At 68.4% G+C, this 26,818-nt stretch carries 23 protein-coding genes; 10 read left to right on the forward strand and 13 right to left on the reverse strand.

Annotated elements, in window-relative coordinates:
• Positions 1–22: 22 nt before the first annotated feature.
• The gene (locus tag IMT31_RS09730; protein WP_413542605.1) at positions 23–1,096 is read right to left on the reverse strand and encodes a M14 family zinc carboxypeptidase; all 1,074 of its coding nucleotides are present in this window, start codon (positions 1,094–1,096) and stop codon (positions 23–25) included.
• Positions 1,097–1,638: 542 nt separating this feature from the next.
• Here IMT31_RS09730 and trxA point away from each other — a divergent pair.
• The 3 genes from trxA to IMT31_RS09745 all read left to right on the forward strand — a co-directional run bounded on the left by trxA (position 1,639) and on the right by IMT31_RS09745 (position 4,581).
• Positions 1,639–2,121 (forward strand): thioredoxin, encoded by a 483-nt coding sequence (gene trxA / locus IMT31_RS09735; protein ID WP_413542606.1) that lies wholly within the window; start codon positions 1,639–1,641, stop codon positions 2,119–2,121.
• A 178-nt stretch (positions 2,122–2,299) separates the two neighbouring features.
• The gene (locus IMT31_RS09740; protein ID WP_345357942.1) at positions 2,300–2,920 is read left to right on the forward strand and encodes a helix-turn-helix domain-containing protein; all 621 of its coding nucleotides are present in this window, start codon (positions 2,300–2,302) and stop codon (positions 2,918–2,920) included.
• Positions 2,917–4,581: an MDR family MFS transporter gene (locus IMT31_RS09745; RefSeq protein WP_413542607.1), complete on the forward strand. Its 1,665-nt coding sequence runs from the start codon at positions 2,917–2,919 to the stop codon at positions 4,579–4,581. The genes IMT31_RS09740 and IMT31_RS09745 overlap by 4 nt, the downstream gene beginning before the upstream one ends.
• Before the next feature lie 112 nt (positions 4,582–4,693).
• Here IMT31_RS09745 and IMT31_RS09750 read toward each other — a convergent pair whose 3' ends face one another.
• The 3 genes from IMT31_RS09750 to IMT31_RS09760 all read right to left on the reverse strand — a co-directional run bounded on the left by IMT31_RS09750 (position 4,694) and on the right by IMT31_RS09760 (position 9,470).
• Positions 4,694–5,884: an MFS transporter gene (locus IMT31_RS09750; protein ID WP_413542608.1), complete on the reverse strand. Its 1,191-nt coding sequence runs from the start codon at positions 5,882–5,884 to the stop codon at positions 4,694–4,696.
• Positions 5,885–6,021: 137 nt separating this feature from the next.
• Complete coding sequence (locus IMT31_RS09755; protein WP_413542609.1) at positions 6,022–8,502, reverse strand: S-layer homology domain-containing protein; 2,481 nt, start codon at positions 8,500–8,502, stop codon at positions 6,022–6,024.
• Between the two features lie 197 nt (positions 8,503–8,699).
• A complete protein-coding gene (locus IMT31_RS09760; RefSeq protein ID WP_413542610.1) occupies positions 8,700–9,470 on the reverse strand; it encodes an IclR family transcriptional regulator in 771 nt (256 codons plus the stop codon).
• Positions 9,471–9,560: 90 nt separating this feature from the next.
• Between IMT31_RS09760 and IMT31_RS09765 the strand changes: the two genes are divergently transcribed.
• From IMT31_RS09765 to IMT31_RS09775, 3 genes are all read left to right on the forward strand, one after another.
• The gene (locus tag IMT31_RS09765) at positions 9,561–9,962 is read left to right on the forward strand and encodes an ABC transporter substrate-binding protein (RefSeq protein ID WP_413542611.1); all 402 of its coding nucleotides are present in this window, start codon (positions 9,561–9,563) and stop codon (positions 9,960–9,962) included.
• Between the two features lie 161 nt (positions 9,963–10,123).
• Positions 10,124–10,561 (forward strand): ABC transporter substrate-binding protein, encoded by a 438-nt coding sequence (locus tag IMT31_RS09770; protein WP_413542612.1) that lies wholly within the window; start codon positions 10,124–10,126, stop codon positions 10,559–10,561.
• A 14-nt stretch (positions 10,562–10,575) separates the two neighbouring features.
• The gene (locus IMT31_RS09775) at positions 10,576–11,865 is read left to right on the forward strand and encodes a cytochrome P450 (RefSeq protein ID WP_413542613.1); all 1,290 of its coding nucleotides are present in this window, start codon (positions 10,576–10,578) and stop codon (positions 11,863–11,865) included.
• On the opposite strand, the gene IMT31_RS09780 is transcribed toward IMT31_RS09775, so the two are convergent.
• Together IMT31_RS09780 and IMT31_RS09785 are read right to left on the reverse strand one after the other, a co-directional pair.
• Entirely contained in the window at positions 11,866–12,900 is a 1,035-nt protein-coding gene (locus IMT31_RS09780) for an ABC transporter substrate-binding protein (protein ID WP_413542614.1), read from the reverse strand. It abuts the gene before it with no gap.
• A gap of 132 nt (positions 12,901–13,032) precedes the next feature.
• The gene (locus IMT31_RS09785; RefSeq protein ID WP_413542615.1) at positions 13,033–13,542 is read right to left on the reverse strand and encodes a MarR family winged helix-turn-helix transcriptional regulator; all 510 of its coding nucleotides are present in this window, start codon (positions 13,540–13,542) and stop codon (positions 13,033–13,035) included.
• A 59-nt stretch (positions 13,543–13,601) separates the two neighbouring features.
• Here IMT31_RS09785 and IMT31_RS09790 point away from each other — a divergent pair, with 59 nt between their 5' ends.
• Entirely contained in the window at positions 13,602–15,281 is a 1,680-nt protein-coding gene (locus tag IMT31_RS09790) for a dihydroxyacetone kinase family protein (protein ID WP_413542616.1), read from the forward strand.
• 12 nt (positions 15,282–15,293) lie between these two features.
• Here IMT31_RS09790 and IMT31_RS09795 read toward each other — a convergent pair whose 3' ends face one another.
• Both IMT31_RS09795 and IMT31_RS09800 read right to left on the reverse strand, forming a co-directional pair.
• A complete protein-coding gene (locus IMT31_RS09795; RefSeq protein ID WP_413542617.1) occupies positions 15,294–16,508 on the reverse strand; it encodes a cytochrome P450 in 1,215 nt (404 codons plus the stop codon).
• 90 nt (positions 16,509–16,598) lie between these two features.
• Entirely contained in the window at positions 16,599–17,555 is a 957-nt protein-coding gene (locus IMT31_RS09800) for a LysR substrate-binding domain-containing protein (protein ID WP_413542618.1), read from the reverse strand.
• Between the two features lie 121 nt (positions 17,556–17,676).
• Here IMT31_RS09800 and IMT31_RS09805 point away from each other — a divergent pair, with 121 nt between their 5' ends.
• Positions 17,677–18,006 (forward strand): 2Fe-2S iron-sulfur cluster-binding protein, encoded by a 330-nt coding sequence (locus IMT31_RS09805; RefSeq protein ID WP_413542619.1) that lies wholly within the window; start codon positions 17,677–17,679, stop codon positions 18,004–18,006.
• Positions 18,007–18,009: 3 nt separating this feature from the next.
• Complete coding sequence (locus tag IMT31_RS09810) at positions 18,010–19,269, forward strand: NAD(P)/FAD-dependent oxidoreductase (RefSeq protein ID WP_413542620.1); 1,260 nt, start codon at positions 18,010–18,012, stop codon at positions 19,267–19,269.
• A 38-nt stretch (positions 19,270–19,307) separates the two neighbouring features.
• On the opposite strand, the gene IMT31_RS09815 is transcribed toward IMT31_RS09810, so the two are convergent.
• From IMT31_RS09815 to IMT31_RS09830, 4 genes are read right to left on the reverse strand one after another with little or no spacing between them, the layout of a single operon-like run.
• Positions 19,308–20,936 (reverse strand): CocE/NonD family hydrolase, encoded by a 1,629-nt coding sequence (locus IMT31_RS09815; protein WP_413542621.1) that lies wholly within the window; start codon positions 20,934–20,936, stop codon positions 19,308–19,310.
• Between the two features lie 13 nt (positions 20,937–20,949).
• On the reverse strand, positions 20,950–21,276 hold the full coding sequence (locus IMT31_RS09820) for a hypothetical protein (protein ID WP_413542622.1): 327 nt from the start codon (positions 21,274–21,276) through the stop codon (positions 20,950–20,952).
• Complete coding sequence (locus tag IMT31_RS09825) at positions 21,276–22,619, reverse strand: acyclic terpene utilization AtuA family protein (protein ID WP_413542623.1); 1,344 nt, start codon at positions 22,617–22,619, stop codon at positions 21,276–21,278. The genes IMT31_RS09820 and IMT31_RS09825 overlap by 1 nt, the downstream gene beginning before the upstream one ends.
• Positions 22,616–24,007: a CitMHS family transporter gene (locus IMT31_RS09830; protein WP_413542624.1), complete on the reverse strand. Its 1,392-nt coding sequence runs from the start codon at positions 24,005–24,007 to the stop codon at positions 22,616–22,618. Before IMT31_RS09830 ends, IMT31_RS09825 begins: the two co-directional genes overlap by 4 nt.
• Positions 24,008–24,099: 92 nt before the next feature.
• On the opposite strand from IMT31_RS09830, the gene IMT31_RS09835 reads away from it, so the two are divergent.
• Positions 24,100–25,044 carry a LysR family transcriptional regulator gene (locus IMT31_RS09835; protein WP_413544401.1) on the forward strand — a complete coding sequence of 315 codons (945 nt, stop codon included), beginning with the start codon at positions 24,100–24,102 and terminating at the stop codon, positions 25,042–25,044.
• Between the two features lie 206 nt (positions 25,045–25,250).
• Here the strand turns inward: IMT31_RS09835 and IMT31_RS09840 are convergent, their stop codons facing one another.
• Positions 25,251–26,714 carry an aldehyde dehydrogenase family protein gene (locus tag IMT31_RS09840; RefSeq protein WP_413542625.1) on the reverse strand — a complete coding sequence of 488 codons (1,464 nt, stop codon included), beginning with the start codon at positions 26,712–26,714 and terminating at the stop codon, positions 25,251–25,253.
• Positions 26,715–26,818: the final 104 nt, after the last annotated feature.

The following is a 26,818-nucleotide window of genomic DNA, read 5'->3' on the forward strand; positions in this document are numbered from 1 at the left end:
CTCCACGGTACGCCGGGTGGCGTCACTCGGCTGGCCAGCCCGCCCAGGACTGCTCGGTCAGGGTGTCCCAGAAGGTGGTGTCGGCGGCCTCCACCGAACCGTCGGACAGGGCTCGGGCCGTGGACTCCAGGGTGGTCACCGTCTGCTTGATGAGATATCCGTTGGACTTCTGCCCCAGCACCGATCCTGGGTTCTCGTGGTCGGACATGCCACGCATCTCGAACAGCAGTGTCGAGATGTCGTACTCCACGGCGATGCCGTTGCGGGCGATGGTCTCAGCAGAACCGCCCACGTACTTGCCCAGGTGGCCCCAGCCGGTGGGCTCGATCGCGTTGTAGACGATGGAGCCCAGGCGCTTGGAGCCTTCCAGCACCTCCGCGTCCACGTTCGGGGTGGTGGGATGCAGGATCGAACCGGAGACCAGTTCACCATCGGCCTCGGAGCGGGAGCCCTGGTGGTGCAGGTCCACCATGTAGTCGATGTCATAGGCACCCAGGACGTTCTCGTGCAGGGCCTGGGTCTCCGGCTCGATCCTGTCGATATGGTCTCGGTTGATGTCCGCCTCGTTCGCGTTGTAGCGGGTCAGGTGCCGGTCCCCGGAGGCGATGTAGTCGTCCAGGGAGAAGTCCACGTCCCCCATGGCACCGTCCGCGTTGAGCATCGGCAGCACCAGGATGTTGACCCCGTCCAGCACGCCCTTCATCTTTCCGGTGCCCAGTGACTTGATGAAGTCGAGAGCCCCCTCAGTGGTGAGCTGCTCGTTGCCGTGCTGCTGTGTCAGGTAGAGGATGGTCGGGTTGTCAGGGTTGGACAGGTACTTGGCCAAGTGGATGTCCCGGCCCTTGACCGATTGGCCGATGACCTCCAGCTCCATGGCCGGCTGCTTCGCATCCTGCTTCTGCAACTCAGCGACCAGCTCGTCATAGGTGTGCAGTATCGAGGTGTTGACCGTCTCGTTGCCGCCGTAGTTCGGGCCCTCGCCGACGGCGGCGGCGGGCTGGGCGGCCAGGCCACCACCCGCAACCAGTCCGAGGGCCAATGCGGCGGCGGCCAGGCGGCGGGGCTTCGAGGTGTGGTGTGGGTCGGTGCGGTGCATGGTTCTCCTCAGGGAATTGCGGGTGCGGTGGCCCCTGAGACGACGGTCGGTGCGTTCCGGCAGGACGGAGGATCGTGATGCCGATCACTCCATCCAAGCCGGTCGTCCGGCGCTCGTCAAGGACACGCTTCACGAATTCCCCGAGGGTGCGGCGCTACCGCACCGGCGGGTTGGGGTGGTGATGGAGCGGGTCCACGAGGCGGAGTGACTGTCACTCCGCAGAAAAGGGGAGGTCACGAGGATCTGGCGGTCCTGGAAGCGGCCCAACCGCGGAGGTGTGCGCCGAAGGACACCTCGACGGCGGCCACGCCTCCCCGGCGCGCTGGGCGCAGAGTGACCGGACTGCGTCACAACGGCGGGGGTCAGGTCACTTTGCGCCTAGGGGGGAGGGGTTCGCCGCGGGAGGCCGGGGGGTACTTCTCCGTCCTGTCCCAGCGGGACCGGGTCGCGCTGGCGCGGCTGCTGGGCGAGCTGGGAATACCTGGGCCCGCCATACCGCTTCACCCTGGAGTGCCCCCGAACCCCTTCCGGAAGGAACCTCCATGGCCACCGTAGACATCACCGTAGACACCTTCGGCACCACCGTTGCCGAGAACGACACCGTGCTGGTGGACTTCTGGGCCGAGTGGTGTGGCCCGTGCCGTCAGTTCGCCCCCGTGTTCGAGGCCGCCTCGGAGCAGCATGACGACGTGGTCTTCGCCAAGGTGGACACCGAGGCCGAGCAGCAGTTGGCCGCGATGGCCGGCATCACCTCCATCCCCACGCTGATGGCCTTCCGCGGCGGCGTGCTGGTCTTCTCCCAGGCCGGCGCCCTGCCCGGCAGTGCGTTGGAGGACCTGTTGACCCAGGTCAAGGGACTGGACGTCGCGGAGGTCCGCCGGATGGCCGAGGAGCAGGCTGCGCAGGACTCTGCCCAGCAGGACGGCCAGGAGTCCGGTCAGCAGTACGGCCAGCCGGGGGAGCCTCCGGTGGATGAGGCGGTCGAGTCCGCGGCGGACCAGCTGAACTCCCTGCACGGGCGGTAGTTCAGCCCTTCTGCAGATCTGGCGGTCGAAGGGTGACCGAAATTGCCGAGAGATCGGGATTTCAGGTCACCTTTCGACCGCCAGTTGCGTTGTGAGCGGGGTGGGCGTCGAGCTGAGTGACGTGCATCACTGCAATTTTGCAGTTGCGCAATAAGTGCAGTGATGCAATAATATTCGTATGCCCCCCACGGATTCCACCTCTCTTCGCGAGCGCAAAAAGACCGAGACCTGGCACGCGATTCACGATGCCGCGGCCGAGTTGGCCCTCGACGATGACACGAAGCACGTCACCGTGGAGGCCATCGCCAGCGAGGCCGGGATCTCCCAGCGGACCTTCTTCAACTATTTCCCCACCAAAGAGGACGCGATCCTCGGCGTGCGGACCCCGACGGTCCCGGAGCTGCCGGAGGACTTCCTGGCCACGGATGGACTGATCCAGCGGACCACCGAACTGCTGCTGGCGGTGGGTCGCAGCACCTACGCCGAGGGGGACGCTGACCGACGCTCCCGGCTGTTCGAGAAGTTCCCGCATCTGCTGCTGCGGCGCCGGGAAATGATGATCGTGGGCGAGGACCTCGTCTACCAGGCGATCGCCACCGCCATGGCCGACCACCCGGAGTGGTCCGAGGGGCTCGCCGGGCACAGCGTGGAGAGCGTGTCCCGCATGCTCACCATGGCCGCCGGAGTTCCCCTGCGCTATCTCATCGTCAGCGGCGGCATGCCCGGGGCGCGGCTGGAGACTGACTCGCTGACGACCGCACTCGACCTCTACCAGGACCTCTACAGGAAGCTTGCATGACCACCACCTCCCAGGGCGCACACCAGGGGTCAGCGTCCGCCCCCACCTCAACGGTCCCGAAGGGCACGATCGTGCCCCTCTTCATCGGACTGATGCTGGCCATGCTGCTGGCCTCGCTGAACCAGACGGTGTTCTCCACGGCGCTGCCCACCATCGTCGGTGAACTCAACGGCGTGTCCAGCATGGTCTGGGTCATCACCGCGTTCATCCTGGCCACCACCATCGTCATGCCCATCTACGGGAAGATCGGCGACCAGATCGGCCGTAAGCCCCTGCTGATCTTCGCCATCTCCGTCTTCATGGTCGGTTCCGTGGTCGGTGGCCTGGCAACGGATATGGGCACGCTGATCGTGGCCCGTGTCATCCAGGGCCTCGGCGGTGGAGGCCTGATGATCCTGTCCCAGGCGTCCATCGCCGATGTGGTCCCGGCGCGTGAGCGTGGCAAGTACATGGGCGTCATGGGAGGCGTCTTCGCTCTGTCCTCGGTGATCGGCCCGCTGCTCGGCGGCTGGTTCACGGACGGCCCCGGCTGGCGCTGGGCCTTCTGGATCAACATCCCGATCGGTGTGGTGGCCTTGCTGGCCGCGATCCTCTTCCTCAAGCTGCCCCGCACGTATGGGCGGCCGACCCTGGACTGGGGCGGCATGGCCCTCATTGCTGCGGCCACCACGTCCATGGTGCTCGTGACCACCTGGGGCGGCGGCACCTACGCCTGGACTGACCCGGTGATCCTGGGGCTGATCGCCGTGTTCGTGGTGACCGCCGCCGCCTTCGTGCTGGTGGAGCGGCGCACTGCTGAGCCGCTGATCCCGATGAAGCTGTTCAGGGAGCGCAACTTCGTGCTCACCACGATTGCCGGGCTGTGCATCGGCGTGGCCATGTTCGGCGCCCTGGGGTACATGCCCACCTACCTGCAGATGTCCTTCGGCCTGGACGCCTCTGTGGCCGGGCTGGCCATGATCCCCATGATGGGTGCCATGCTCATCACCTCCACCACCTCAGGTGCGCTGGTCTCCAAGTTCGGCCGGTACAAGTGGTACCCGGTGGCCGGTGCGCTCATCATCGCCGGAGCCATGGCCCTGCTCTCCCAGATGGACCCGCACCAGCCGCTGTGGGTGGCCTGCACGTATCTGGGGCTGCTCGGCGTGGGCCTGGGGCTGTCCATGCAGAACCTCGTGCTGATCGTGCAGAACACCTTCCCGGCCACCATGGTCGGTACCGCCACTGCCTCGAACAACTACTTCCGCCAGATCGGGGCCACGCTCGGCTCATCCCTGGTGGGCAGCCTGTTCGCCTCCCGACTGGTCAACCTGATGGCGGAGCGCCTGCCCGACTCGGGTGCGGGCCAGATGGGCAACACGGACTCCCTGACCCCCGCGCTCGTCTCCGGCCTGCCCGAGCCGCTGCATGATCTGGTGATCACCGCCTACTCGGATGCCCTGACCCCGATCTTCCTGTGGATCGCCCCGTTGGGCCTGATCGCCGCCGTGCTGCTGATGTTCGTCTACGAGAAGCCGCTGGCCACCCGGATCGAGCGTTCGGTGGATTCCGAGCCGCTGGCCACGGGCAACATCTCGATCGTCTCCACCCAGCCCCGTCAGGTCTCAGTGCACACGTCGCCGGCCGAGGCGGAAGCGGAGGCCCCGGTCCGTTCTCGCTGAATCCACTCAGAACTGGCGGTCGAATCCGGCCCGTTTCTCGTGGTTACCCGCGAGTAAGTGGGCCGGATTCGACCGCCAGTTGCGTGGAGGGGGAGGGAGGGGAGGAGCGGGATCACTGGCCGTGGTGCACGTGGTACGCACGCCGGGCCACGAAGGACAGTACCGCCACCAGCCCGGCCACCGCGGCGGTGACGCCGAACAGGAGGGTCCACCGGCCGTCGTCGGCCAGGGGTCCGGCCACCAGGGCACCCACCGAGCTGCCGGCGAACAGTGCGGCGGCGAACAGGGACACGGCGGTGCCGCGCAGCTGTGGCAGCACCACGGTGGCCCAGGACTGCAGGGCGGTGTGCATGAGCGCCCACGTCCATCCCAGGCCCGCGGCGGCGAACACCACGGTGCCCACGGAGACCTGGAGCGCGACGGCGGCGTACCCGGCCACCATGCCCAGCCCGCCGAGCGCGATGAGCCGGTGGGCGGGCCAGCGCCGTGCCAGCGGCCTCACGAGCCGGCTCGCCACCAGGGTGGCGGCGCCGTAGGCGGCCACGGCCAGTCCGGCGGTGGCCGCGTCCAGGCCCGTCTCCTGAAGGGCTGGGGCCAGCAGGGTGAGCAGCCCCAGCACCACGGCACCCTCCAGGAGGGCCAGGGCGATGATCGCGAGCATCCAGCGGTTGGACAGGCTCTCGACCAGTGATCGCCACAGCCCCTGGCCACCAGGCCGTTCCGGCTCCGCCACCCAGCGCAGCGCCAGCAGGCATGCCAGGGCCAGCACCACCGGCAGCGCGAACATCACCCGCCAGCCCAGTGTGCTGCCCACCACGCCGGCCACGGCCGTGGCCAGCGCAGTCCCCACGGCCACCGCCGCCATGTTGTCCGCGAGAGCCGACTGGCGGTGGTGGTTCGGGACCGTGTCCCCGATGAAGGTGATGGAGGTGGGGATGATTCCACCGAAGAGGGCGCCGGTCAGTCCCCGCAGCAGGATGAGCATTCCCAGTCCCGGGGCCAGCGCGGACCCCACCCCGGCCAGGGCGGCGCCCGCCAGGGCCAGGCGCATGACCCGTAGCCGGCCGAAGCGGTCGGAGAGCATGCCCCAGAGCGGCTGGGTGAAGCCGTAGGCCAGGAAGTACACGCCGGCCACGGCCACCGTCTGCGCCAGGGATGCCCCGAGGTCCACGGCCAGGAACACCAGTAGCGGGCTCACGGCGAAGCGGTCGAAGCTCGAGGTGAAGGAGGCCAATCCGATGGCGAACGGGGCTCGGGAGGGGCCCGAGCCGGCGTCGGGCTGGTGGTTCTGCGGTGCACTCACCAGGTCAAACTACGCCACCGAACGCAGCGGGCCGCCGGTGTCCGAAGACAACGACGGCCCGCTCACTGGGTTATGAGCACGCTTGAGGGTGACTCTTGCGGCGAGTCTCAACCTCGAGCGTGATCGTAACCGGCCGATCAGTCCAGCATGAACACGTCCAGGACCTCCGGCACGGCGTCCGGGTCCTTGGCGTCCAGGATGTACGACGTCACCGAGCCGGCCTGGGCGTCCAGGTTGGTGAAGATGCTGTAGTCGTTCGAGGCCACGTAGGGGGCGTCCTGATCCGGGTCCACCAGGGACGCGAAGGGGCGCTCGGACGGCACGATCGGCTCGAGGCCGCCCGGGCTGCCCTGCGCCACGTAGTTCTCCGCGTTCCACGGGGCCTCCGGGACCGGACGGGAGTCACCGGAGAGCTCGTGGTAGGCGCCGTAGGAGTTGCCCACGTTGGAGGTCTCCAGGTAGTTCACACCATGCTCGGACTCGAAGCGGTTCCATAGGTGGGAGTGGCCGTTGAAGACCAGGTCCACGGCGGTGCCCTCGGCGTCGATCAACGGGGTGAGGTCGGTGAGGAGCTTGTTGTCCTCCGACTCGTACTCGTAGCGGATGCCGGTGACGTTGCCGTCCTCATCCTGCTCCTCGATCCTCGTCGGCTCGGCGAAGTGCGGGGCGATGTTGTCACCCAGCCCCTGCGGGCCCTCGTGCATCATGACCACCACGTTCTCGGCACCGGTGGTGGCGTCCGAGGAGAGCTCCTCCTGCAGCCAGCGGTACTGGTCCGAGTCCACGGCCAGGGTCTCGAAGGGGAAGGAGCCGTGGCCCTGGGCCATCGGGTCCTCCAGGTTCTCCTGCGCCTCCTGGTAGCGGGAGTTCGCCTGGCGGGCGGCCGGGTCCTCGTTGTTGATGTCCGAACGCCAGATGCGGGTCGAGTACAGCGAGATCAGGCGGGTGTTGCCCACCGTGGCGGCGTAGTACTGCTCGCCGCCGGACGCGGACTCCGGCAGGGTGAAGAGCTCCTCATAGGTGGTGGTGGAGAAGGAGTTGTCCTCGATCCACTGCTCCTTGACCCGCTCGTCACCGGACGGGTTGACCTCGGCGGCGACCTTCTCGTACTCGGCCTCGGCCACCTCGCGCGGCACCGGGGAGTTGAAGGACTCATCCAGGGAGTCCATGCCGTCGATCCGGCCCTGGACCTCGTGGTTGCCGATGGCCGTGTAGATCGGGGCGTACTGCAGGATCTGCCCGCCGTCATAGGTCTCGCCGTTCGGGGCCTCGAAGCCGGCGTTGCCCTGGAGGCCGGGGAAGAAGGCCAGGCCGTTCTCGGAGTCGAACCACTCGGAGGCGCGGTCCGGCACGTTGGCCAGGTCCCCGGCCATGAACACGGCGTCGATGTCACCGATGACGGTCTCGGCCCACTCGAGGTTGGCCGGGGTGTTGTCCTTGGCCTGGTGGTCCGAGGTCAGCAGGATGTTGGCGTCCTCCTCGGCCGTCTTGGCGTCCTCGAGGGCGAAGGTGTCCGAGAGGACGGGGGCGCCATCGAACATGGACACCACGCGGTAGTCCACCTCGCCGGAATCCTCGAGCCCCGTCACGGTGGCCTCGTGGCGGAAGATGTCACGCGAGACGATTCCGTCCTCTGCCCCCGGGGCGTCCGAGAGGAGGGAGTCGGCATCCTCGGCGGTGCGGGACATCTGTGACGAATCGGCCAGGGTCACCGTGAACTGGACGTTCTGCGCCTCGGACTGGAACACGCCGTTGGTGGAGGCCTCGGCCCTCTTCGCGGCGGGGACCAGGTCCTCGGCCGTCAGGTCATAGACGTCCCCGGTGACCACGTAGTGCCGCTGGCCCTCCAGCTCGGTGAACCACGCGACGGTGGTCTGGCCGGCCTGGGGGTTCTGCAGGAACGGGTCGGTCAGCAGGACGGGCTCGCCCGCAGGCATCTCCGGTGCCGGGGCCTCGGGCTCCTCGACGGGCTGGTCCTGGTGGTAGCCGTGCATCAGCTTGGCCACCTCGCCGCGGGTGATCGGCTGGCCCGGACGGAAGGAGCCGTCCTGGTAGCCCACGCTGTAGCCCTCGGAGGCCAGCCAGGAGACGGCGTCATGGTGCGCATTGGACTCGGGAACGTCGTCGAACTCCTTCGCGGCGCCCTCCACCGTGGGATCCAGGGCGCGGTACAGGAAGGAGGCGAACTCGCCACGGGTCACGTCACGCCTCGGCTTGAACTCCCCGTCCGAGTAGCCGGTGGTGATCTCCTCGGCCATGCCCCAGTTGATGGCCTCGAAGTGGGCGTTGTCCTCCGGGACGTCGGGGAAGGACTGCTCTCCTGGCTCGGTGTCCGGCTGGACGTAGCGGTACACGAGGGACAGCGACTCGCCGCGGGTGATGTCCGTGAAGGTGCCGAAGGTGTTGTCGCTGAAGCCCTCGGCCAAGCCGGAGCACTGCATCCAGCGCACGAAGTCGTAGTAGTGGTTGCCCGGCTGGTTGTCCGCGAAGTTCTCCGCGGTGCACTCAGCCGCCGCGGGGGCCGCGTTCTCTGAGGCGTTGGTGGCGGCGGCCGGCGTGGCCAGGATGCCGATGGTCATGAGTCCGGCCAGGGCGGCCGCGGGTAGCTTGCGCTGCATGTAGGGCTCCGATGTCAGGCCTCGGGTGCCCAGCCGTGCGAGGGCCGGGTGCGAGTGATGAGGTGATGGGCTCGGCGGGGTACTCCCACCGGGACCGAACCAGTCCATCGGGCGCCGTCAACGCCCCGGCGTGCGTGAGGTGAACTTCATACCAAGAACGGGGGGACATTGCCGTTCAAGTCTTTCTGGCGCTCGCATCAGGAGCGCCGGCCGCGGGTCAGTGCCGCGTAGTCGCGCGAGATCGCCGCGGCGGCCTTCTGCAGCAGGGTGATGGTGGGCCGGGCTGGGGCGTGGTCATTGGGGACGATGACGGACAGGGCTCCGAGGACATCGTCCTGATGGCCGCGTAGCGGGACCGCGATGCCGCGGGCGGAGGTGTGGATGTACCCGTCACTGACCACGTAGCCCTCCTGACGGATCTCGGCGAACCGGCGGCGGATCCGTTCCGGCTCGGTCACGGTCAGCGGGGTGTAGTGGCGGACCCCGGCGGCGATGGCCGCCTCCTGCTCCGCTTCCGGGAGCCAAGCCAGCTGGACCAGCCCGGAGGAAGAGGCCAGTGCGGGCAACCGTTGGCCGATGACGGAGTAGTTCACCACGGCGTCCGGTGCCGTGAGGCGTTCGATGAACAGGACATCATGGCCCACGAGGATGCCGATCTGGGCGTGCTGTCGCACAGCATGGTGGACCTTCTGCAAGTGGGGCAGTGCTGCCGCCCGCAGGCCCGCCGCGCCCGGGGCCCGGGCGGACCACTCCCAGATCTTGGCCCCGATCCGGTAGGTCCGGTCCGGTGAGCGCTCGACCAGGCCGAGGGTGGTGAGCTCCCCGAGCAGGCGGTGCGTGGTGGAGACGGGGCTGCCGGCGCGAGCCGCCAGCTCCGTGGCCGTGAGGTACACGGAGCCGGAGTCGAAGGCATCCAGCAGGTCCACGGCACGGGACAGGGAGGACCGGCCAGCGGAGGTTCTGGCCACGGGGATTCCTTTCAGAGAGAAGAGTCAGGTGGAACCAGTGTGACATCACTCATAGTCGTGAGTGTCACCCTCGACGCCTAGGAGCCTCTCATGACCTCACGCCACGCCCTCGTCTCGGCCGGGCTGCTCTCTCTCGCCGCTCTCGCCCTGACCTCCTGCAGCTCCGGCTCGCCCAGCGACGCCGGCTCCGGGTCTTCGGAGGCCGGTTCCGCGCCGGCGCAGGCCGCGGCCGGGGAACAGCAGGCGGTCAGCATTGGATACTTCCCCCTGGTGCACACCTCGACCCTCGTCAACGCCGAGGAGGAGGGGTATCTGGCTGAGGCCGGGATCGATGCCGAACTGGTCCAGACCCAGGGCGGCGCGGCCGCAATCCCCGCGTTGGCGTCCGGGAATGTGGACGTCACCTACGCGAACTACACCTCGGCGCTGCTGGCCGCCCAGCAGGGGCTGCCCGATCGTGCTGATCGCAGGAAACGACGTCGGCGCGGATGACCACGGGATCTACGTGGACCCGGCCTCCGGCATCGAGGACATCGCGGATCTGAAGGGTAAGAGCTTCGCGGTGAACAACCTGCAGAACATCGGCACCGTGGCCTTGTACGCCCAAGCTGGAGGAGGCTGGCCTCTCGCCGCAGGACGTGGAGGTGCTGGAGATGCCGCTGCCAGACATGGCGCCCGCTGTGCAGAACGGCAACGTGGACGCCATCTGGCAGGTGGAGCCCTTCCAGGCCGTCTCGGAGCAGGCGGGACTGGTGAAGATCGGCAACCTCTTCGCCGGGCCCGCGGCGGACATGCCGGTCGCCGGGTGGATCACCACCCGGGACTATGCCGAGGCGAACCCCGAGGTCATCACGGGGCTGCGCGACTCCCTGAGCAGGTCCATCGAGGACCTGGACGGCAACCGCGAGGCCTTCGCCACCCTGGTGCCGGAGTTCACCACCGTGACGGCGGAGGTGGTGCAGGAGATCGACCTGCCCGTCTTCGCCGCGGAGGTGGACGTGGCCAAGGTCCAGGAGGGCGCCGACATGATGCTCGACTACGAACTGATCGACCAGGCTCTGGACGTCCAGGGCGCCACCTACACGGACTGACCGGAGAATCCCCCATGACTGATGCGACCACCACCCTTCCCGCCCCCACCGCGGCGGGTGCCCCCCACGGCGAGAGGCCCTTGCCGCCGGCGGCTGTCCCGGCGGCGCCCGCCGGAGTCCCGAGTGTGGACCACGACCCGTTCTCGGATGCCACCCTGACAGACCCCTATCCGATGCACGAGGCGCTGCGTGAGGCCGGGCCGGTGGCCTGGCTCTCGCAGTACGGTGTGTACGCGGTGGCCCGTTATGACGAGGTCGTCCATGTGTTGCAGAACCACGAGATCTTCGTCTCCGGACGTGGCGTGGGGCTTTCGGACTACCGGAAGAACAAGCCGTGGCGGCCGCCGTCGTTGCTCTTGGAGGCGGACCCTCCCCAGCACACCCGGGCACGCAAGGTGGCCACCTCGGTGTTCAACCCCAAGACCATGCGCCAGATCCGGGACGAGTTCCAGCAGGCCGCGGACCGGATGGTGGAGGCACTCTTCTCCGACGGGGACACCGTGGAGATCGACGGCGTGGCCGATCTCGCCGCGGCCTATCCCCTCTCCGTCTTCCCGGACTTCATCGGGCTCTCCGAGGAGGGGCGGGAGAACCTGTTGCCCTACGGGAACATGGCGTTCAACGCCTTCGGCCCGCCGAACCGGCTCTTCGAGCAGGCCATGGTGGATGGCGGCAAGGCGACCCCGTGGATCACCGAGCAGTGTGTGGTGGGGACCCCGAAGCCCGGGCGGTTCGGCGCCACCCTGCATGAGAAGGCCTTGGAGGCCGGCCTGGATGAGGATGAGGCGGCCCGTCTGCTGCGGTCCTTCCTGACCGCCGGCGTGGACACCACCGTGCACGGGATCGGCGCGGCCCTGCGGGAGCTGGCCGAGCACCCCGAGCAGTGGGCCCTGCTGCGTCAGGACCCGTCCACAGCGCGCGTGGCCTTCGATGAGACCGTCCGCCTCGTCTCCCCGGTGCAGACCTTCTTCCGCACGGTCAACGAGGACACCGAGGTCTCCGGGGTGCCCCTGCCGGAGGGGTCCAAGGTGCTGATGTTCCTGGCCGCCGCCAACCGGGACCCCCGCCACTGGGAGGCCCCGGACAGCTTCGACCTCACCCGCCAGACCTCCGGTCACGTGGGATTCGGATTCGGCATCCACTCCTGCGTCGGCCAGATCATGGCCCGGCTCGAGGGGCAATGCCTGCTGGGCGCGCTGGCCCGCAAGGTCGCCACGATCGAAGTGGTCGGGGAGGCGGAGCTGCAGCTGAACAACACCCTGCGTGGCTGGGAGCGGCTGCCGCTGCGGCTCACCGCCGCCTGATCACTCCAGGACGTCCACCACGAGACCGTCGAGGCCTGCGCCGGCGTCCTCGATGATGCCGGCCTCCTCGGTGGCCTCGGCGCCGCGCCGCATGGCCTGTTCGGGGAAACCCCAGCCGAACTTCGTGAGGATCATCGTCTCCGCGGTCTCCGGATCGATCTCGGTGAAGTTGGACAGCTCGGTGCGGAACTCGTCCGGGTGCTCGGTGGCGTACTCCTGGGACTGCTTCACCACCTCCACGAAGTCCTTGACCGTCTGCGGGTCCTCGGCCCACTTCTGCTCCGAGGTCAGATAGACGGCGGTGACGAACTCGGGGTCCACGTCGATGTAGGGATCGGCGATCAGCCGGTGCCCGGCGTCCTTGGCGTTGCCGAGGAAGGGCTCCGAGGTGGAGATGGCGTCCACCGAGCCGCGCTCCAGGGCCGGCTGCATATCCGGCAGGGGCAGCTCCAGGAACTCCACCAGATCCGGGTCTCCGCCGGCCTTCTTCACCGACTGGCGGATGGCGGCCTCATGCAGACCCTTGACGGCGTTGACGGCCACGGACTGACCCTCCAGATCGCCGGCGTCCTGGATCTCCGAGTCCTCGGGGACCACGATTCCGCCGTGGTCCTCCCCGGGGTCCCCGGTGGTGCGCCCGCCCTCGGCCACGGCGATCACGGGCAGCCCCGTCTCCCGGGCCTGGTAGGCGTTCACGCTGCCGGTGTAGACCATGTCGTACTGATCCTGCAGCAGTGCGGGGATGGAGATCGAGCTGCCGGGCGTGAATTGGATGTCGATCGTCAGCCCCTTCTCCGCGAAGAAGCCCTTCTCCTCACCGAGGTAGATGGCGGCCACGTCCACCACCGGCACGGCGGCCACACGGACCGTCTGCAGCTCGCCGGAGTCGGCCCCCGCAGAGTCCTTGGCGCCGGCCTGGCCGCCTGCTTCGGCGCCGCTGGAGGATGCGCTGCCGGAGGGGGCGCCGGAACCGCACCCGGTCAGCAGCATCAGGGACGCGGCGGTGGCGGCCAGGGCCGCGGTGATTCTCTTCAAGGTGACCTGCCTGGGGATACGGGTGGACGAGAGCGTCACACCAATCTGAGTTGCAATTGCAACGAGTGTGGCACGTCACATACGATCCGACAAGTACCCTCGCTGCACCAGGCGAGGTGAGGTGAACGGGAGTCAGGAGTTGTCGTGGGGAAGTGCAGCCGGCTCCAGGGAGGGGGGATGGTTCATCAGCGGGATGTTCTCGTACATCCGCCGCAGGAAGGACTGCAACTGCGCCCGTTCCTCCTCCGTGAAGCCGGCGAGCATGAGCTCGGCCCGCTCCAGGGCCACCGGCAGCACGGCATCATGCACCCGGGCTCCGGCACTGGTCAGGTAGAGGCGCCGGCGGGAACCGTCCTGCTCCCAGCAGATCAACTCCTTGTCCCGCAGCCGTTGCAGCCGCCGGCTCACCACCGACTTGTCCAGGGCCACCTGTTCCGAGATGTCCACCGCCTGGCACCCCGGTCGATTGGACAGGGTGGAGAGGATGGCGAAGTCCGGGGAGGTGACCCCGAAGTGCTCGTTGTAGATCCGGGAGCCTCCCCAGACATGCGCGTTGTCCACCAGGGAGAGGTACGCCGGGGTGAAGCTCTCCCGGTCGATCGTGCGATCGAGCGGAGTGCGGATCGGTTCGGGGGGCGTCATGAGACCCATCCAACCATCGGACAAGACCAGTTCAGTCACGATCAGAGACGAAGGACAGTATGAAGAAGCTTCTCAACAACCCACGGCACGTGGTCACCGAGTCCCTGGCCGGTCTGGTCCGACTGAACCCGCACCTGCGCCTGCTGGAGGGCACCCGCACGGTGGTGGACGGGGCAGCCGCCAGCCGCGGCTCGGTGGCCGTGCTCTCCGGGGGAGGCGCCGGCCATGAACCGGCACACGCCGGCTACGTGGGTCCCGGCATGCTCGCCGGCGCCGTCTCCGGCGAGGTCTTCACCTCCCCCTCGGTGGACGACGTGTTGGTGGGGATCCGTGCGGTGGACGCCGGGGCCGGCGTCGTCCTGGTGGTCAAGAACTACACGGGAGACCGGCTGAACTTCGGGCTCGCGGCCGAGCTGGCGCGTGCGGACGGGATCGAGGTCCGGATGGTGGTGGTGGCCGATGACGTGGCGCTGAACGGCTCCTCAGGGCACGCCGGGGACCGAGGACTCGCTGGAACGGTGCTGGTGCACAAGATCGCCGGGGCGGCCGCCGCGGAGGGGCGCGGGCTGGACGCGGTGGCTGCCGCGGCTCAGCGCGCCGCCGATGCCTTGGCCACCATGGGCGTGGCCCTGGGGTCCTGCACCGTCCCGGCGGCCGGCACCCCCAGCTTCGCGCTGGGCCCGGAGGAGGTCGAGTGGGGGCTGGGGATCCATGGCGAGCAGGGTGTGGAGCGCTCGGCCGTGGCCTCGGCCGAGGAGACGGTGGATCGTTTGCTGAGTGCCTGCCTGGCCGCGGGACGGATTCCCGACGGCGGCCGGGCGGCCCTGCTGGTCAACAACCTCGGCGGCAGCTCGGCCATGGAGGTCACGGTGGTGGCAGACGCCGCGCTCTCCTGGTTGGCGAGGCGCGGCATCGCGGTGGAACGCGCCTGGGCCGGGCCGTTCCTGACCGCCATGGAGATGGAGGGCGTGTCCCTGTCCCTGTTGGCCGTGGATGATGAGCTGGTGCAGCTGTTGGACGCCCCCGTGCAGACCACTGCCTGGCCCGCGCTGGACGGCCGGGTGAACGTCGATCCGTACCTGGCGGCACCCGCCGACGAGACTCCGGCGCTCGAGGGCCCGGCGCTCTCGGGCCCGGGCCGGGACGTGCTGGACCGGGTCATGGCGGCGCTGAGGGAGGCTGAGCCGGAACTGACCGCCATGGACCAGCTGGTGGGCGACGGCGACCTGGGCCACAGCCTGGACCGTGGCGCCCGCGCGGTGCTCGACTCGGCGGTGGGCCTGCCGGCCCGCCCGGATCGCTTGCTGCGCCGGGTCTCCGCGGTGGCCCGCCGCAGCATCGGTGGCACCTCGGGGCCGCTCTACGCCGTCTTCCTGCTCAGGGCCTCGGAGTCGTTGGCCGGGCAGGAGGCGCCGGAGGTGGCTGACTGGGCACGCGCCCTGGCCGCCGGTCAACAGGGCATCCAGGACCTCGGCGGCGCGCAGCCGGGGGACCGGACCATGCTGGACGCCCTCGCTCCCGCCGCCCGGGCGCTCGCCGCCGCCGAGGGGCCGTTGGGGGAGGCCCTGCGGGCGACAGCCGAGGCGGCGCGAGCCGGGGCGGAGGCCACCGCGGACATGGCGCCGCGCCGAGGCCGCTCCAGCTATGCCGGCGACCGGGTCAAGGGGCATCTGGATCCCGGGGCGTGGGCCGTGTACCTCTGGCTGGACGCGGCGGCGCGAGCCCTTGAGGCAGGGTAGGGGCCGCGCGGGCTATCTGAGGGTGACCCGCATCGGCATGGAGGTGTAGCCGCGCAGCCAGTGATTGATCTTGCGCACCGGCTCGGCCGTGACCTCGAAGGACGTCACGTGGGTGGCGAATGCCGTCAGCAGGCTCTCGGCCTCCATGCGGGCCATCATCTGGCCGACGCAGGCGTGGATGCCGTACCCGAATCCGGCGTGCCCGCGGACGTCTCGGGTGATGTCGAAGGAGTCCGGGTTCTCCCACCGGCGCGGATCGCGGTTCGCCGCGGAGAGGCAGTTGACGATCTTCTGCTCCGGCTCGAGCACCACGCCGCCGAGCTTGGTGCGGGTGCCCACGGTGCGGCCGATGAAGGGGCTCGGGGCGTAGCAGCGAAGCGTCTCCTCGAAGACGGTGCGGGCCAGCGATGGGTCGGCGCGCAGTGCCGCCCAGGCTTCGGGAGTGCGGGAGAGGGCCAACAGGGCGTTGCCGATGCCGAGCATGGTGGTGTCCAGTCCTGCGGAGAGGAAGGTGCGCACCAGCAGCCCGGCGGTCTCCTCCGTGATGGTCCCGGCATCAGCGGCAGCGAAGAACGTGCCCGCCAGTTTGGACTCGTCCAGGTTCTCCCGGCGCATCTGCCATTCCACGTACTCCTGGGCCCCGGCCGCCTGGAGCACGGCATCCTCGTAGAGCGCGGTGTCCCGTGGGCCCATGGCCTGGAAGTTCAGGTGGGCATACGTCAACAGGTGTTCGCGTCCCTCGGGGGCCAGGCCGATGGCGTCGGGGAGCACCTGGAGTGGGTACGCCTCCGCGAGGTCCGTGACGGCGTCGAACTCGCCCCGAGAGCAGACCTCCTCCACCATGGCGTGGGCGGCGGCCTGGAAGTCGTCCTTGAGCTGCTTGACCACCTTGAGGGAGAGTGCCGAGTTCATCAGTTTGCGCGTCACGGTGTGCTGCGGCTGGTCCTGTTCCAGGATCACGCTCGGCTTGCGCCAGTTGTCCTGCAATGCCGTGTTGGTCAGGCCGGTGCCGTGGGAGGAGATGAAGGTCTCCTGGTCCAGGAAGATCTCCTGGACCAGGTCTGCCCGGCCGGTCGCCCAGATGCCGTGGCTCTCCAGCCACACCACCGGTCCGGCCTCGCGGATGGCGTCCTCCACCGGGAAGGGGTCCTGCAGTGAGGGGACGGAGAACGGATCCACGTTCAGGCGGGGGGCCCCGGCGGATGCTCCGGCTGCGGCGGTGGTCATGATGCTCTCCTGGAGATCCGGCTCGGCCGGCGTTGAGTTGCTATTGCAACACATGGTGTCACGGGTCACGCTGTTCAGCAATTGAGTGCGTCACCCGGGCGCGTGTTCTCGTCGCCAGGCGTCGATGGCCTTGATGTGTGGGGTGAAGTGCTCCTGGGTGAAGGTGACCAGTTCCGTCACCCGGCGCGGGGGCCGGCGTCGTTCCACCGGCTTGAGCCAGGCCACGTGCACGCGCACGTCCTCCGCATCCACCGCGAAGGGGACCTCCACCACGGGGTGGCCGTCCACCGTCCACGGCGAGGCGTCCGGCTGGACCAGCGTGGCGATTCCGAGCCCGGCGCCCACCAGGGCGCGGGTCAGGGGCAGCGAGGAGGTCACCCAGGCGATGCGCGGATCCTGCTCGGTGATGCCCAGCACCCTCAGGGTGTTGGCCTTGCTGGGGGTGTTGCCCAGCAGGATGAGCGGTTCCCCGTCGATGTCGGCCACCGTGAGGTGGGTCCGCCCGGCCAGCCGGTGGTCAGCCGGCAGGAGGACGTGGGGGGCGCGGTGCAGGATGAGCTCGTGGCTGATCGCGGCGGGGACGTCATGCGGGTAGGTGAAGCCCACGTCGATCACCCCGGCCTGCAGCCCGGACATCAGGCCCGCATGGTCCGTCTCCACGAAGGACAACTCCACGAGTGGGTGAGTTGCGGCGAAGTCCGTGAGGATCATCGGCAGGATGTAGGGCGCCAGCGTGTCATAGACACCGATCGTGAGCGGGCCGCGCAGTTGCCCGTCCCGTTCCTGCAGGAGGCGGCCCGCCTCCTGTGCCGTGCGGAGGACGATGGCCGATTCCCGGTGCAGCTGGCGGCCGGCGGCCGTGGGCCAGGCGCCCTGGGCCTTGCGGCGGACCAGGAGTCGCTGGCCGATCTGCCGCTCGAGTTCGTCGATCGCGGAGGACACCGAGGACTGCGCCGTGGTCAGTTCTCGCGCGGCCGCGGACAGGGATCCCGTGCGCACCACGGCGTCGAAGATCTCCAACTGGCGCAGGGTGAAGGGCAGGGCCATGACGTCCTATATCGAGAGAGCCGATGTTATTTGTCTAATCTTCCCCTTTGTCTCGATGTGATGTCCAGCACAGGATGGATGCAACGCAAGAACGCGCCTCACCGAAGCGAAGGAGCATCGCATGTCCACCATCACCTTCCACCAGCCCGACGGCGCCACCCAGGTCCTGGAGCTGGAGAAGCCCGAGCGGATCATGCAGGCGGCCCTGAAGAACTCCGTGCCCGGGATCGTGGGCGAGTGTGGCGGGCAGGCGATGTGCGCCACGTGCCACGTCTACGTCCGCGAGGACTACCTGGACGCCCTGCCGGAGATCGGCGACGACGAGGAGGAGATGCTCGAGGTCACCGCTTCGGAGCGTGACCCGCAGCGCAGCCGGTTGGGCTGCCAGATCGAGGTCGGTGCCAACGGTCTGGAGTCCATCGAGGTGGACGTCCCGGAAGAGCAGGTCTGAGCCATGACCAACCTTCCAGGAGCCGTCATCATCGGCGGTGGCCAGGCGGGTCTGCAGGCCGCTGCATCCCTGCGTGAGGGCGGATTCACCGGCCCCGTGACCATTGTGGCGGAGGAGGCCGGCCAGCCGTATCAGCGCCCGCCGCTGTCCAAGGACTACCTCAAGGACAGCTCGACGGCCCAGCCCCTGCCCCTGCGTGGTCCGGCCTTCTTCGCCGAGCAGGACCTCGATCTGCGCACCGGTATCGCGGCCACCGGCGTGGACCGGCAGGCCCAGACCGTGAACCTGGCGGATGGCACGGTGCTGCCCTATGCCTCGCTGATCTTCGCCACCGGTGCCCGAAACCGCGAGCTGCCCACCCCGGGCATCGACCTGCCCGGCATCCACGGCCTCCGCACCCTGGACGACGCCGAGCAGCTCGGCACCGCCCTGGACACCGCTCGGAATGTGGTGGTGGTCGGGGCCGGATTCATCGGTCTGGAGTTCGCCGCGGCGGCCCTGGCCCGCGGCTGTCACGTCACCGTGCTGGAGTTCGCCCCGCGCCCCATGGGCCGGGCGCTCACCCCTGTGCTGGGGGACTGGTTCGCCGGCGCACACCGGCAGGCCGGAGTGGATCTGCGCCTCGGGGAGGGGATCGCCGCCTTCGAGGCCGGCGACGACGGTCGGGTCGGCTTCGCCGTCTCGACCACCGGGGACCGGTACCCGGCAGATCTGGTGGTGGCCGGCGTCGGGGTCCAACCCAACGATCGGCTGGCCGCCGAGGCGGGACTGGAGACGTCCAACGGGATCGTGGTGGATGCGAACCTGCGTACCGCGGACCCGGTCGTCTATGCGATCGGTGACTGTGCCAACTTCCCGTGTGAGCACGCCGATGGGCCATTCCGCCTGGAGTCCGTGCAGAACGCCACCGACCATGCCCGCCACGTGGCGAAGGTGATCCTCGGCCAGGAGGCACCGTACCGGGAACTGCCGTGGTTCTGGTCCACCCAGGGACCGTACCGGCTGCAGATGGCCAACATCGTGCGGGCCGACGACGAGACCGTGGTGGTGGGCAACCCGGACCCGGCGGACCCGAAGTTCTCCGTGTTCTGCTTCCGAGACGGCATCCTGGCCGCCGTGGAGTCCGTGAACCAACCCGGCGACCACCTCTCCGCACGCAAGATCCTCGCCGCCGGGATCGAGATCACCCGCGAGGAGGCGCTCGCCGAGGGGTTCTCCCTTCGCGCGGCCTACAAGGAACGGATGCAGCCGGTGGGCCTGTAGGTCTCGAGGGCGAGGATCCAGCAGCGGCCCCTGGGGGATCAGGGTCGGCCCGTGTCCAATACGGTGAGTTCCAGGGTTGAGCCTCTCGCACCGGTCTTCACCGTCACGTCACCAGCGGGTGCAGTGGATTCAATGCTCGGGTGGTCATCGCTGGAGACGCGTAGTACCAGTCGGTGTCCTGCAGGAATCCGGTAGTGGGTGGGCCAGACATGCACGTCCATGTCATACGTCGTGCCGGGCTCCACCGGAGACAGCCGGGTGTGGGTGTCGCGGTGGCTGGCTTTGAGCCATCCCTCGGTGACCCGGGAGGTGGTTCCGTCGGGGGCCTCGTCGTAGAGGGCCAGGGCGACGTTGCCGTCTGATGCAGAGAATGATGTCCGGAGCCGGGCGGTGGTGTCGCCGGCGAGGACCATGTCCTGGCGCAGGGGCGGGGTGCTGAACGTCAGTTGTTCGTGAGGCTCGGAGGGCGTGCTCTCCGTGTTGACGGCAAAGCTCTCCTCGCCCGGGCGACCGGCGCCCCTGGACAGGGAGCCGCCCTCCCGCAGATGGAACGTGATGTCCCGCGCCCCGTCGGCCGGCCACTGGTCGAATTGGTGCCAGCCGGCGCTCACCCCGGTGCTCGACACCTCATAGGAGGTGACGTGCTTGGCCGGTAGAGGTGCAGCCGAGTCGTCCTTGAGCCAGTGGTCCCACCACGCGAGGTAACCGCCCTGGCCGATGTCTTCGGCTTGCCCGGATGGCCATCCGTGCTCCCATGGGCCAGAGACCAGCCAGACGTTGTCGGGCTGGGCCTGGTAGTTCTTCACCATGCCGTCTCGATACCGGTCGTACCACCCGTTGATCTCAAGCGTGGGTATCGTCAGGTTCTCCCAACGGGACATGACGCTGCGGTCTCGCCAGAAATCATCGTAGAGGGGGTGCTCGGCATAGGTCTCCAGAGTGCTGGGGGCAATTGCTGCCTGCCAGTCGCGGATGCGGGGTGAATAGATCCCACCGTGATAGATGGTGTTCTCATACCAGTCGTGAATGCCATTGGCCGGGATGATCGCCTCCAGATGCGGGGGCTTGTTGACGGCGACCAGTAGCGTACTGTGACCGCCGTAGCTGACGCCCATCTGCCCGATCTTGCCCGTGGACGATGGGTGGTGGGCCAGCCACTCGATGACGTCATAGTTGTCCCGCTGCTCTTGCGGGCTGAACGGGTCGAGGTGCCCGGAGGACTCTCCTGAACCTCGGGCCTGACACACCAGCGCGTTGTAGCCGCGTTCCACGAAGTATGAGGCGCCTTCGCCGAACGCCTCGGCGTTCTCGGCATAGGCGGTGTATTCGTACACGATGCCGGGGAACGTGCCCGTCGCTGGTTCCGTCGGGGAGTCTCCGGGCCGATACATCTGGCAGGCCACGTGGTTACCGTCGCGCACCGGCACCTGGACGTCCTCTGTGATCACGTCATACTCGGCCGGACGCCCGTAGCTGAAGAACGGGTCGTCGAGGTCTCCCGGCGTCCCCTCCTGCGTCGAGGAGCGGGGCGGCGCTGGGGTGGCATCGGAGGGCGCGGCAGTTGCCGGAGTGGCGGTGAGCAGGGCGGCCACCACCATGAATCCGATGAGGGACCGCCGTCGACGCGGTGCTGCGGTCGGGGAGTTGTTGAGGCGGGGCCATTGCATGTTGATGCTCCTTCTACTGCTCGTGGTGGGGTGACGTTTCCAGAGGCATGCTGAGCAGGTGATAACTCAAGGTCTTGCCGTGGCCGTCCAGCACAGGGGATCCGGTGACGCCTCCGCCCAGGGCTCCAGGCAGAGTGAAGACCAGGGCCCGCAGGGCCGGCATCTCCCTGCGTGTGACGGGCGCGGTCAGATCCAGCGGGTAATGAGCCGCGATGGACGAGCTCGTGAGGACGTCTTCGAGCAGGCTGTATGCGCTGGCGTCCCGGGCCAGGACGGCGAGGATGAGGGTGTCCCCTTTGTCTCCGGCACGGACATCGGCACAGTCGTCGACCGTTCTCATCAGGCCTCCTCGATGGTGACGTTCGGGCGAACCAGCGCTCTGGGCAGGGTGCAGGAGCGAATGGCCAAGACCTCCTCGATGTGACGCCGGGCGCCTCCTCCGGCTGCGGGGCCGTTGGTGTAGAGGGATTCGACTTCCCAACCCACCGCCTCGGCCGAGCGGCGATCAGCGACCCGGGCTGCCACGCGCAGGCGCACCTCAATCGGGTCCTGGGCCGGAGCCAGTCCCCGGAACGCCGCACCTGTGCCGATGAGTTCGATCAGGATGCCGCGCGGATCGAGGCCGTGGATTTCCTCCAAGCGGGTGCGGACGATGCGGGCGGCGTGTTCGCCCCTTTGCCGGGCACGAGGGCCCGCATAACTGATCTGCCCTTCGCCCAGCCACCCCCCGCGGAAGCCCAGGGTGACCTTGAGCTCGTCCGGGCGGATGGATCCGGATCCGCCGCGGACCTCGACCCGGTCCTCGCCGGCCTGTTCGAGGGACACGGAGGAGAAATCGGCGACGACGTCCGGGGTGATGTAGGCCGAGGGGTCGCCCACCTCGTACAGCAGTTGCTCGGTGACCGTGCGGGTGTCGATCAGTCCCCCGGAGCCGGGCAGTTTGGCGAGCATCGCGGTGCCGTCAGCTGCCACGTCCGCAAAGGGGAAACCCAGCCGTTCCAATCCTGGTACGGGTTTGGTGACGGGGTCGGCGAAGTAGCCACCGGTCAGTTGCCCGGCGCACTCCAGCAGGTGCCCGACCACAGTCCCTTGCCCCAGTAGCGCCGGCTCCCCGGTGAGGTCCCAGCCGAACTCGTGTGCCAGAGGGCCCAGGTAGAGGGCGGGATCTGCGAGTCGGCCGGCGATCACCACGTCGGCCCCCTCGGCGAGGGCCTCGATGACCGGAGCCGCCCCCAGGTAGGCATTGGCCGAGACCAGCTCGTCGGTCTCCGCCGAGAGCGGGTGGCCGGTCTCCCACAGGAGGGGGTCCACATGGTGCACGGCCTCGAGCACGTCGTCGCCGGTCACCACGCCTACCCGCGTCCCCGCGAGTCCTTGTCCCCTGGCGACGCCTACGGCGAGTGTGCCCGCTGCCCTGGGATCGGCTGCTCCGCCGTTGGTGATGATCGTGGTGCCGTTGCTCCGGCAGGCCGGCAGGGTGGCCTCCAACCGGCGGCGCAGTAGTGGATCGTAGCCCTCGCCCGTTCCAGCCAGGCGTCGGGCGTTGGCAGCAGCGATCGTACGTTCCCCAAGGACTTCGAAGACCAGGTAGTCGAGTGCGGCGAAGCGGGCGAGTTGCGCGGCCGGATCGATTCGGTCGCCCGCGAATCCAGCACCGGCTCCGAGCCGGATGCTGCGGCTCATGCAGCGACTCCCAGGGCGATCGCCCCGGTCAGCAGCGCCACGACGAGCATGATGATACTGACCAGCCAGGCCCAACCGAAGAGGGCTCGGATGTGCTTGCCGATGTCCACTCCGGCCAATCCCACCAGCAGGTAGAAGGACCCGGTGAGCGGGCTGACGGGGAAGCCCACCGTTTCCTGGCCGAGCAGGGAGGCCTGGGTGATTTCCATTGCTGACACTCCGTACTGCTCACCCAGGGCGTTGAGCACGGGCAGGACCCCGAAGTAATAGGCGTCCGGACCGAACAGCAGGCTCAGCGGTACACCAAGCGCCCCTGCGATCACCGGAAGGCCGGGAGCGGCTGAAGCGGGGATCACCGACGTTGCGGCGTCGGCCATCGCCGTGATCATCCCGGAACCCTCAAGGATGCCGAGAAAGGCACCGGCGGCCAGCAGCGTGGTGGCCATGAGCATGGCGCCCGTGGCATGGGCTTCGATGCGGGCGGTCTGACGCTTCAGGCCCGGGTAGTTCACTATCAGTGCCACCACGACACCGGCGAGGAAGATCAGCTCAGGCGGAGCCAGTCCTACGATCAGGGCCACCAGTATCGCAACTGTCAGCACCGCGTTGAACCACAGCAGGCGAGGTCGGCGCAGGGACCGCTCCTCCTCGGTCAGCTCGTCGATGGCTGGGCGTACCTTGACCTCGGTCTCGGCGGCCGTCCCTCCGGCGGCGGCAGGAGTGGAGCCGCTCTCTCCGGGGGCGGTCTCACTCGGTGAAGCGGACGCGGCTCGAGTGATCCGGCGATGCTCCCGGGCTCCGAGGAGCCAGGCAATGGCCAGGGCCGCCGCCATGCCGGCAATCTGGGCCGGGATCAGTGGTACCCAGAGGTCATTGACCGAGATGCCGGAGGTTGCGGCGGCCCGGGCCGTCGGGCCGCCCCAGGGGAGCAGGTTCATGGTCCCTGCGCCCAGACCCACGCATACGCTCAAGGTCAGTCGGCTCATGCCCAAGCGGTCGAACAGGGGGATCATGGCCGGGATGGTGATGAGGAAGGTGGTTGCCCCCGCACCGTCCAGGTGTGCCATCATGGCCAGCGCCGTGGTGGCAAGGCAGATGGTCACCGGAGCGTTGCCGGCCCACCGGATGATGCGCCGGATGATGGGGTCGAAGAGTCCCGCATCCCGCATTACTCCGAAGTAGGTGATGGCGAAGACGAACATCACCGTCACCCCGACCACACCACCGAGTCCATCGGCGACGAACTCACCGATCTCCGCCGGGCCGAACCCTGCGATCAGTGCGAACACCATCGGTACCCCGGCCAATGCCACGACGGCTGCCACCCGATTGGAGAGCAGTAGCGCCAGGATCACCCCGATGGTGAGAAAGCCTGTCCATGCGAGCACGAGAAGCCCCTTTCATTGTCTTCCCGCCAGTGTGAACTGAGTCACCTTATGCAGTCCAACATCATCCAGAGATAGACTCATGAGCTGTGAGCATGAATCTGGGTGTCCATCATCTGCGGGCCATCGTGGCCGTCGCCGATCACCGCAGTTTCACCGTGGCTGCCACGCACCTGGGGGTGGTTCAGTCCTCACTGAGTCGGACAGTCCTTGAGGCGGAGCGGCGCCTGCAGACCCCACTGTTTCGGCGCAGCACCCGGCGTGTGGTCCTGACCACCGATGGAGAGGCGGTGGTCGCTGTAGCCCGTGGGGTGATCGAGCAGGTGGACGCCGGCCTCGAGCACATCGAGGGCTACCTTGCCGGCACTCGGGGCAGCATCACCATCGCCACGCTGCCCTCTTTGGCGGCCACCCTGCTGCCCCCGGTGATCCGCCGCTACCAGGAGCTGCACCCGGACGTGGTGCTCCACGTTGAGGACGACCTCAGCGACCAGGTCGCCGAACATCTGCAAAGCGGCCGAGCCGACCTGGCGCTCACCACCGACCCCGAGAACAGCAAGGACTACGTGGTCCGTCCCATCGCGGAGGACAGCTTCTTCCTTGCCGTGCACCCAGCCCACCGGTACGCCGAAGCCGGGGTCGTGAACTGGACTGATCTGCAGACAGAGCCGATGATCGCCTTCGGCCCGGCCTCCAGCGTCCAGCAAGCCGTGGCTCGGGCCCTCAGAGACGCCGGCGTCTCCCCAGCCACGATCGTGCGGGCTCAGAACGTCGCCGCCATCGCCGGGCTGGTCGCGTCCGGACTGGGCGTGGCGCCGGTCCCGGGATTCGTGCTGCCGCTCATGCGCTTCGCAGGCCTGACCGCAGTCCAGCTGGTCCCGCAGCGCTCCCGCACCATCACCCTCGTCCACCACCGGGACCGTCCACTCTCGCCTGCCGTCAGAGCGTGGGTGGACGTGGTGGACCAGTACCTCGGGGCGCAACCGCAGAAGCTGCCAGGGGTGCACTGGATCCGCCCCGAGGGGAGGCTGGGCTCTTGATCCCGGATCGCCGGGCCGGGCGATCCTCCCGGCCACAGGGTGCGCACGTGTGGCGCCACTGTTGGACCCCGTCCGGACCCCGTCGCCACGGCGGCGGTATGACCGTCCCCTCCTCCTGATCCCGCCTGATCCCGCGGTCGAAAGCGGCCCGTTCTGACGTCCTTCAGGCGTCAGAACGGGCCGCTTTCGACCTCCAGTTGTAGGGGTCAGGCCTTGGAGAGGCCCAGGGCGTGGGGCTCCATGAAGGCGCGGAGGCCGATGGGGCCCATCTCGCGTCCGATGCCGGACTGCTTGACGCCGCCGAAGGGTGCGCGCTGGTCCAGGAAGGGTGCGCCGTGGGTGTTGTGGAAGATGTACCCGGCCTCCAGGCGTGAGCCCACGGTGCGTGCGCTCTCCTCGTTGGAGGTCCAGACGGAGTTGCACAGCCCGTAAGGGGTGTCATTCACCATCCGGATGCCGTCTTCCACCTCCTCGAAGGTGATGATCGGGATGGTCGGACCGAACTGCTCCTCCGTGACCACGCGCAGGGAGGGATCCGGGTCCAGGACCAAGGAGGGCCGGATGAAGTTCCCCTCTGCCCAGTCGCCGCCGGGCAGTTCTCCGAACTCGCGGACATCCGCGCCGGAGTCCTTGGCCTCCTGGACCAGCTCGGTGACGAACTGCAGTTGGGCCTTCTGGTGGAACGGGCCCATCGTCGTGGACGGGTCCGAGGCCGGACCGATCTTCACGTTCTCCAGGCGCTTGGTCAGCTCGGAGACCAGTTCCTCCTTCTTCGAGGAGTGGACGTAGATGCGCTTGGCGTTCATGCAGATCTGGCCGGTGGAGGCGTAGATCCCGCCGAACAGTGCATCCATGTTCTCGTCGGTGAACTCGGCGTCCTCCAGGATGAGCACGGCGTCATTGCCGCCGAGCTCCAGGGTGACATTGGTCAGTGACTGCGCGGCCATGGACATGATGCGCTTGCCGCCGCCCACGGAGCCGGTGAAGCAGACCTTGGCCACGTCCTCATTGGAGACCAGCGCTTCGCCGATCTCGGCGTCCTCGCCGGTGACCACGTTGAGCACGCCGGCGGGCAGCTTCTCCGCGAAGCGCTGCACGGCGCGGGTGGTGGCCAGTGGGCAGGAGGGCGGTGGCTTGACCACCACGGTGTTCCCGGCCATCAGGGCATAGGGCAGGGCCGCGCCGAGGATGGCGATGGGCCAGTTGAACGGCACGATGATCGTCACCACGCCCATGGGCTTGTAGGAGACGATCGTCTCGGTGGGTGGGCCGGGCAGGGTCTCGGTGGCGTCCACGATGTCGGCCAGGCCGATCGCCAGATCAGTGCGCTGCACCAGTCCCATGTGGTCGCCGATGCACTCGCCGACGACTTTTCCGTTCTCTGCGGACAGGATGGCGGCATCGGCCTCGACGTCTGCTGCGACGGTCGCATTGGCCTCGGTGAGCAGGGCGCCGCGTTCGGTGGGGGACAGCGCTGCCCAGGCTGGGAAGGCCTCCTTCGCGGCGGCCACGGCCTCGAGGGCCTGTTCGCGGGTGGCGGCGGCGGCCTCGCCGACCACCTCGGAGGGCTTGGCCGGATTGGTGATGGTCAGGGTCTTCTCGGTGTGGTGTTCCTGGCCCCCGTAGTACAGCGCGCTGGTGGCTCGGGCGACGGTGCCGGTGTCAGTCATGATGCCTCTTCCTGGGATGGTGAATGCGGCTGGGAGGACGTGGAAATCCAACACCTTCGGGCGGATGGGGATTTTCCGCAGTGGGGCCGGGCGGCCCGGGATCG

It is taken from the genome of Citricoccus nitrophenolicus (genome assembly GCF_047305825.1).
Lineage (GTDB): Bacteria > Actinomycetota > Actinomycetes > Actinomycetales > Micrococcaceae > Citricoccus > Citricoccus nitrophenolicus.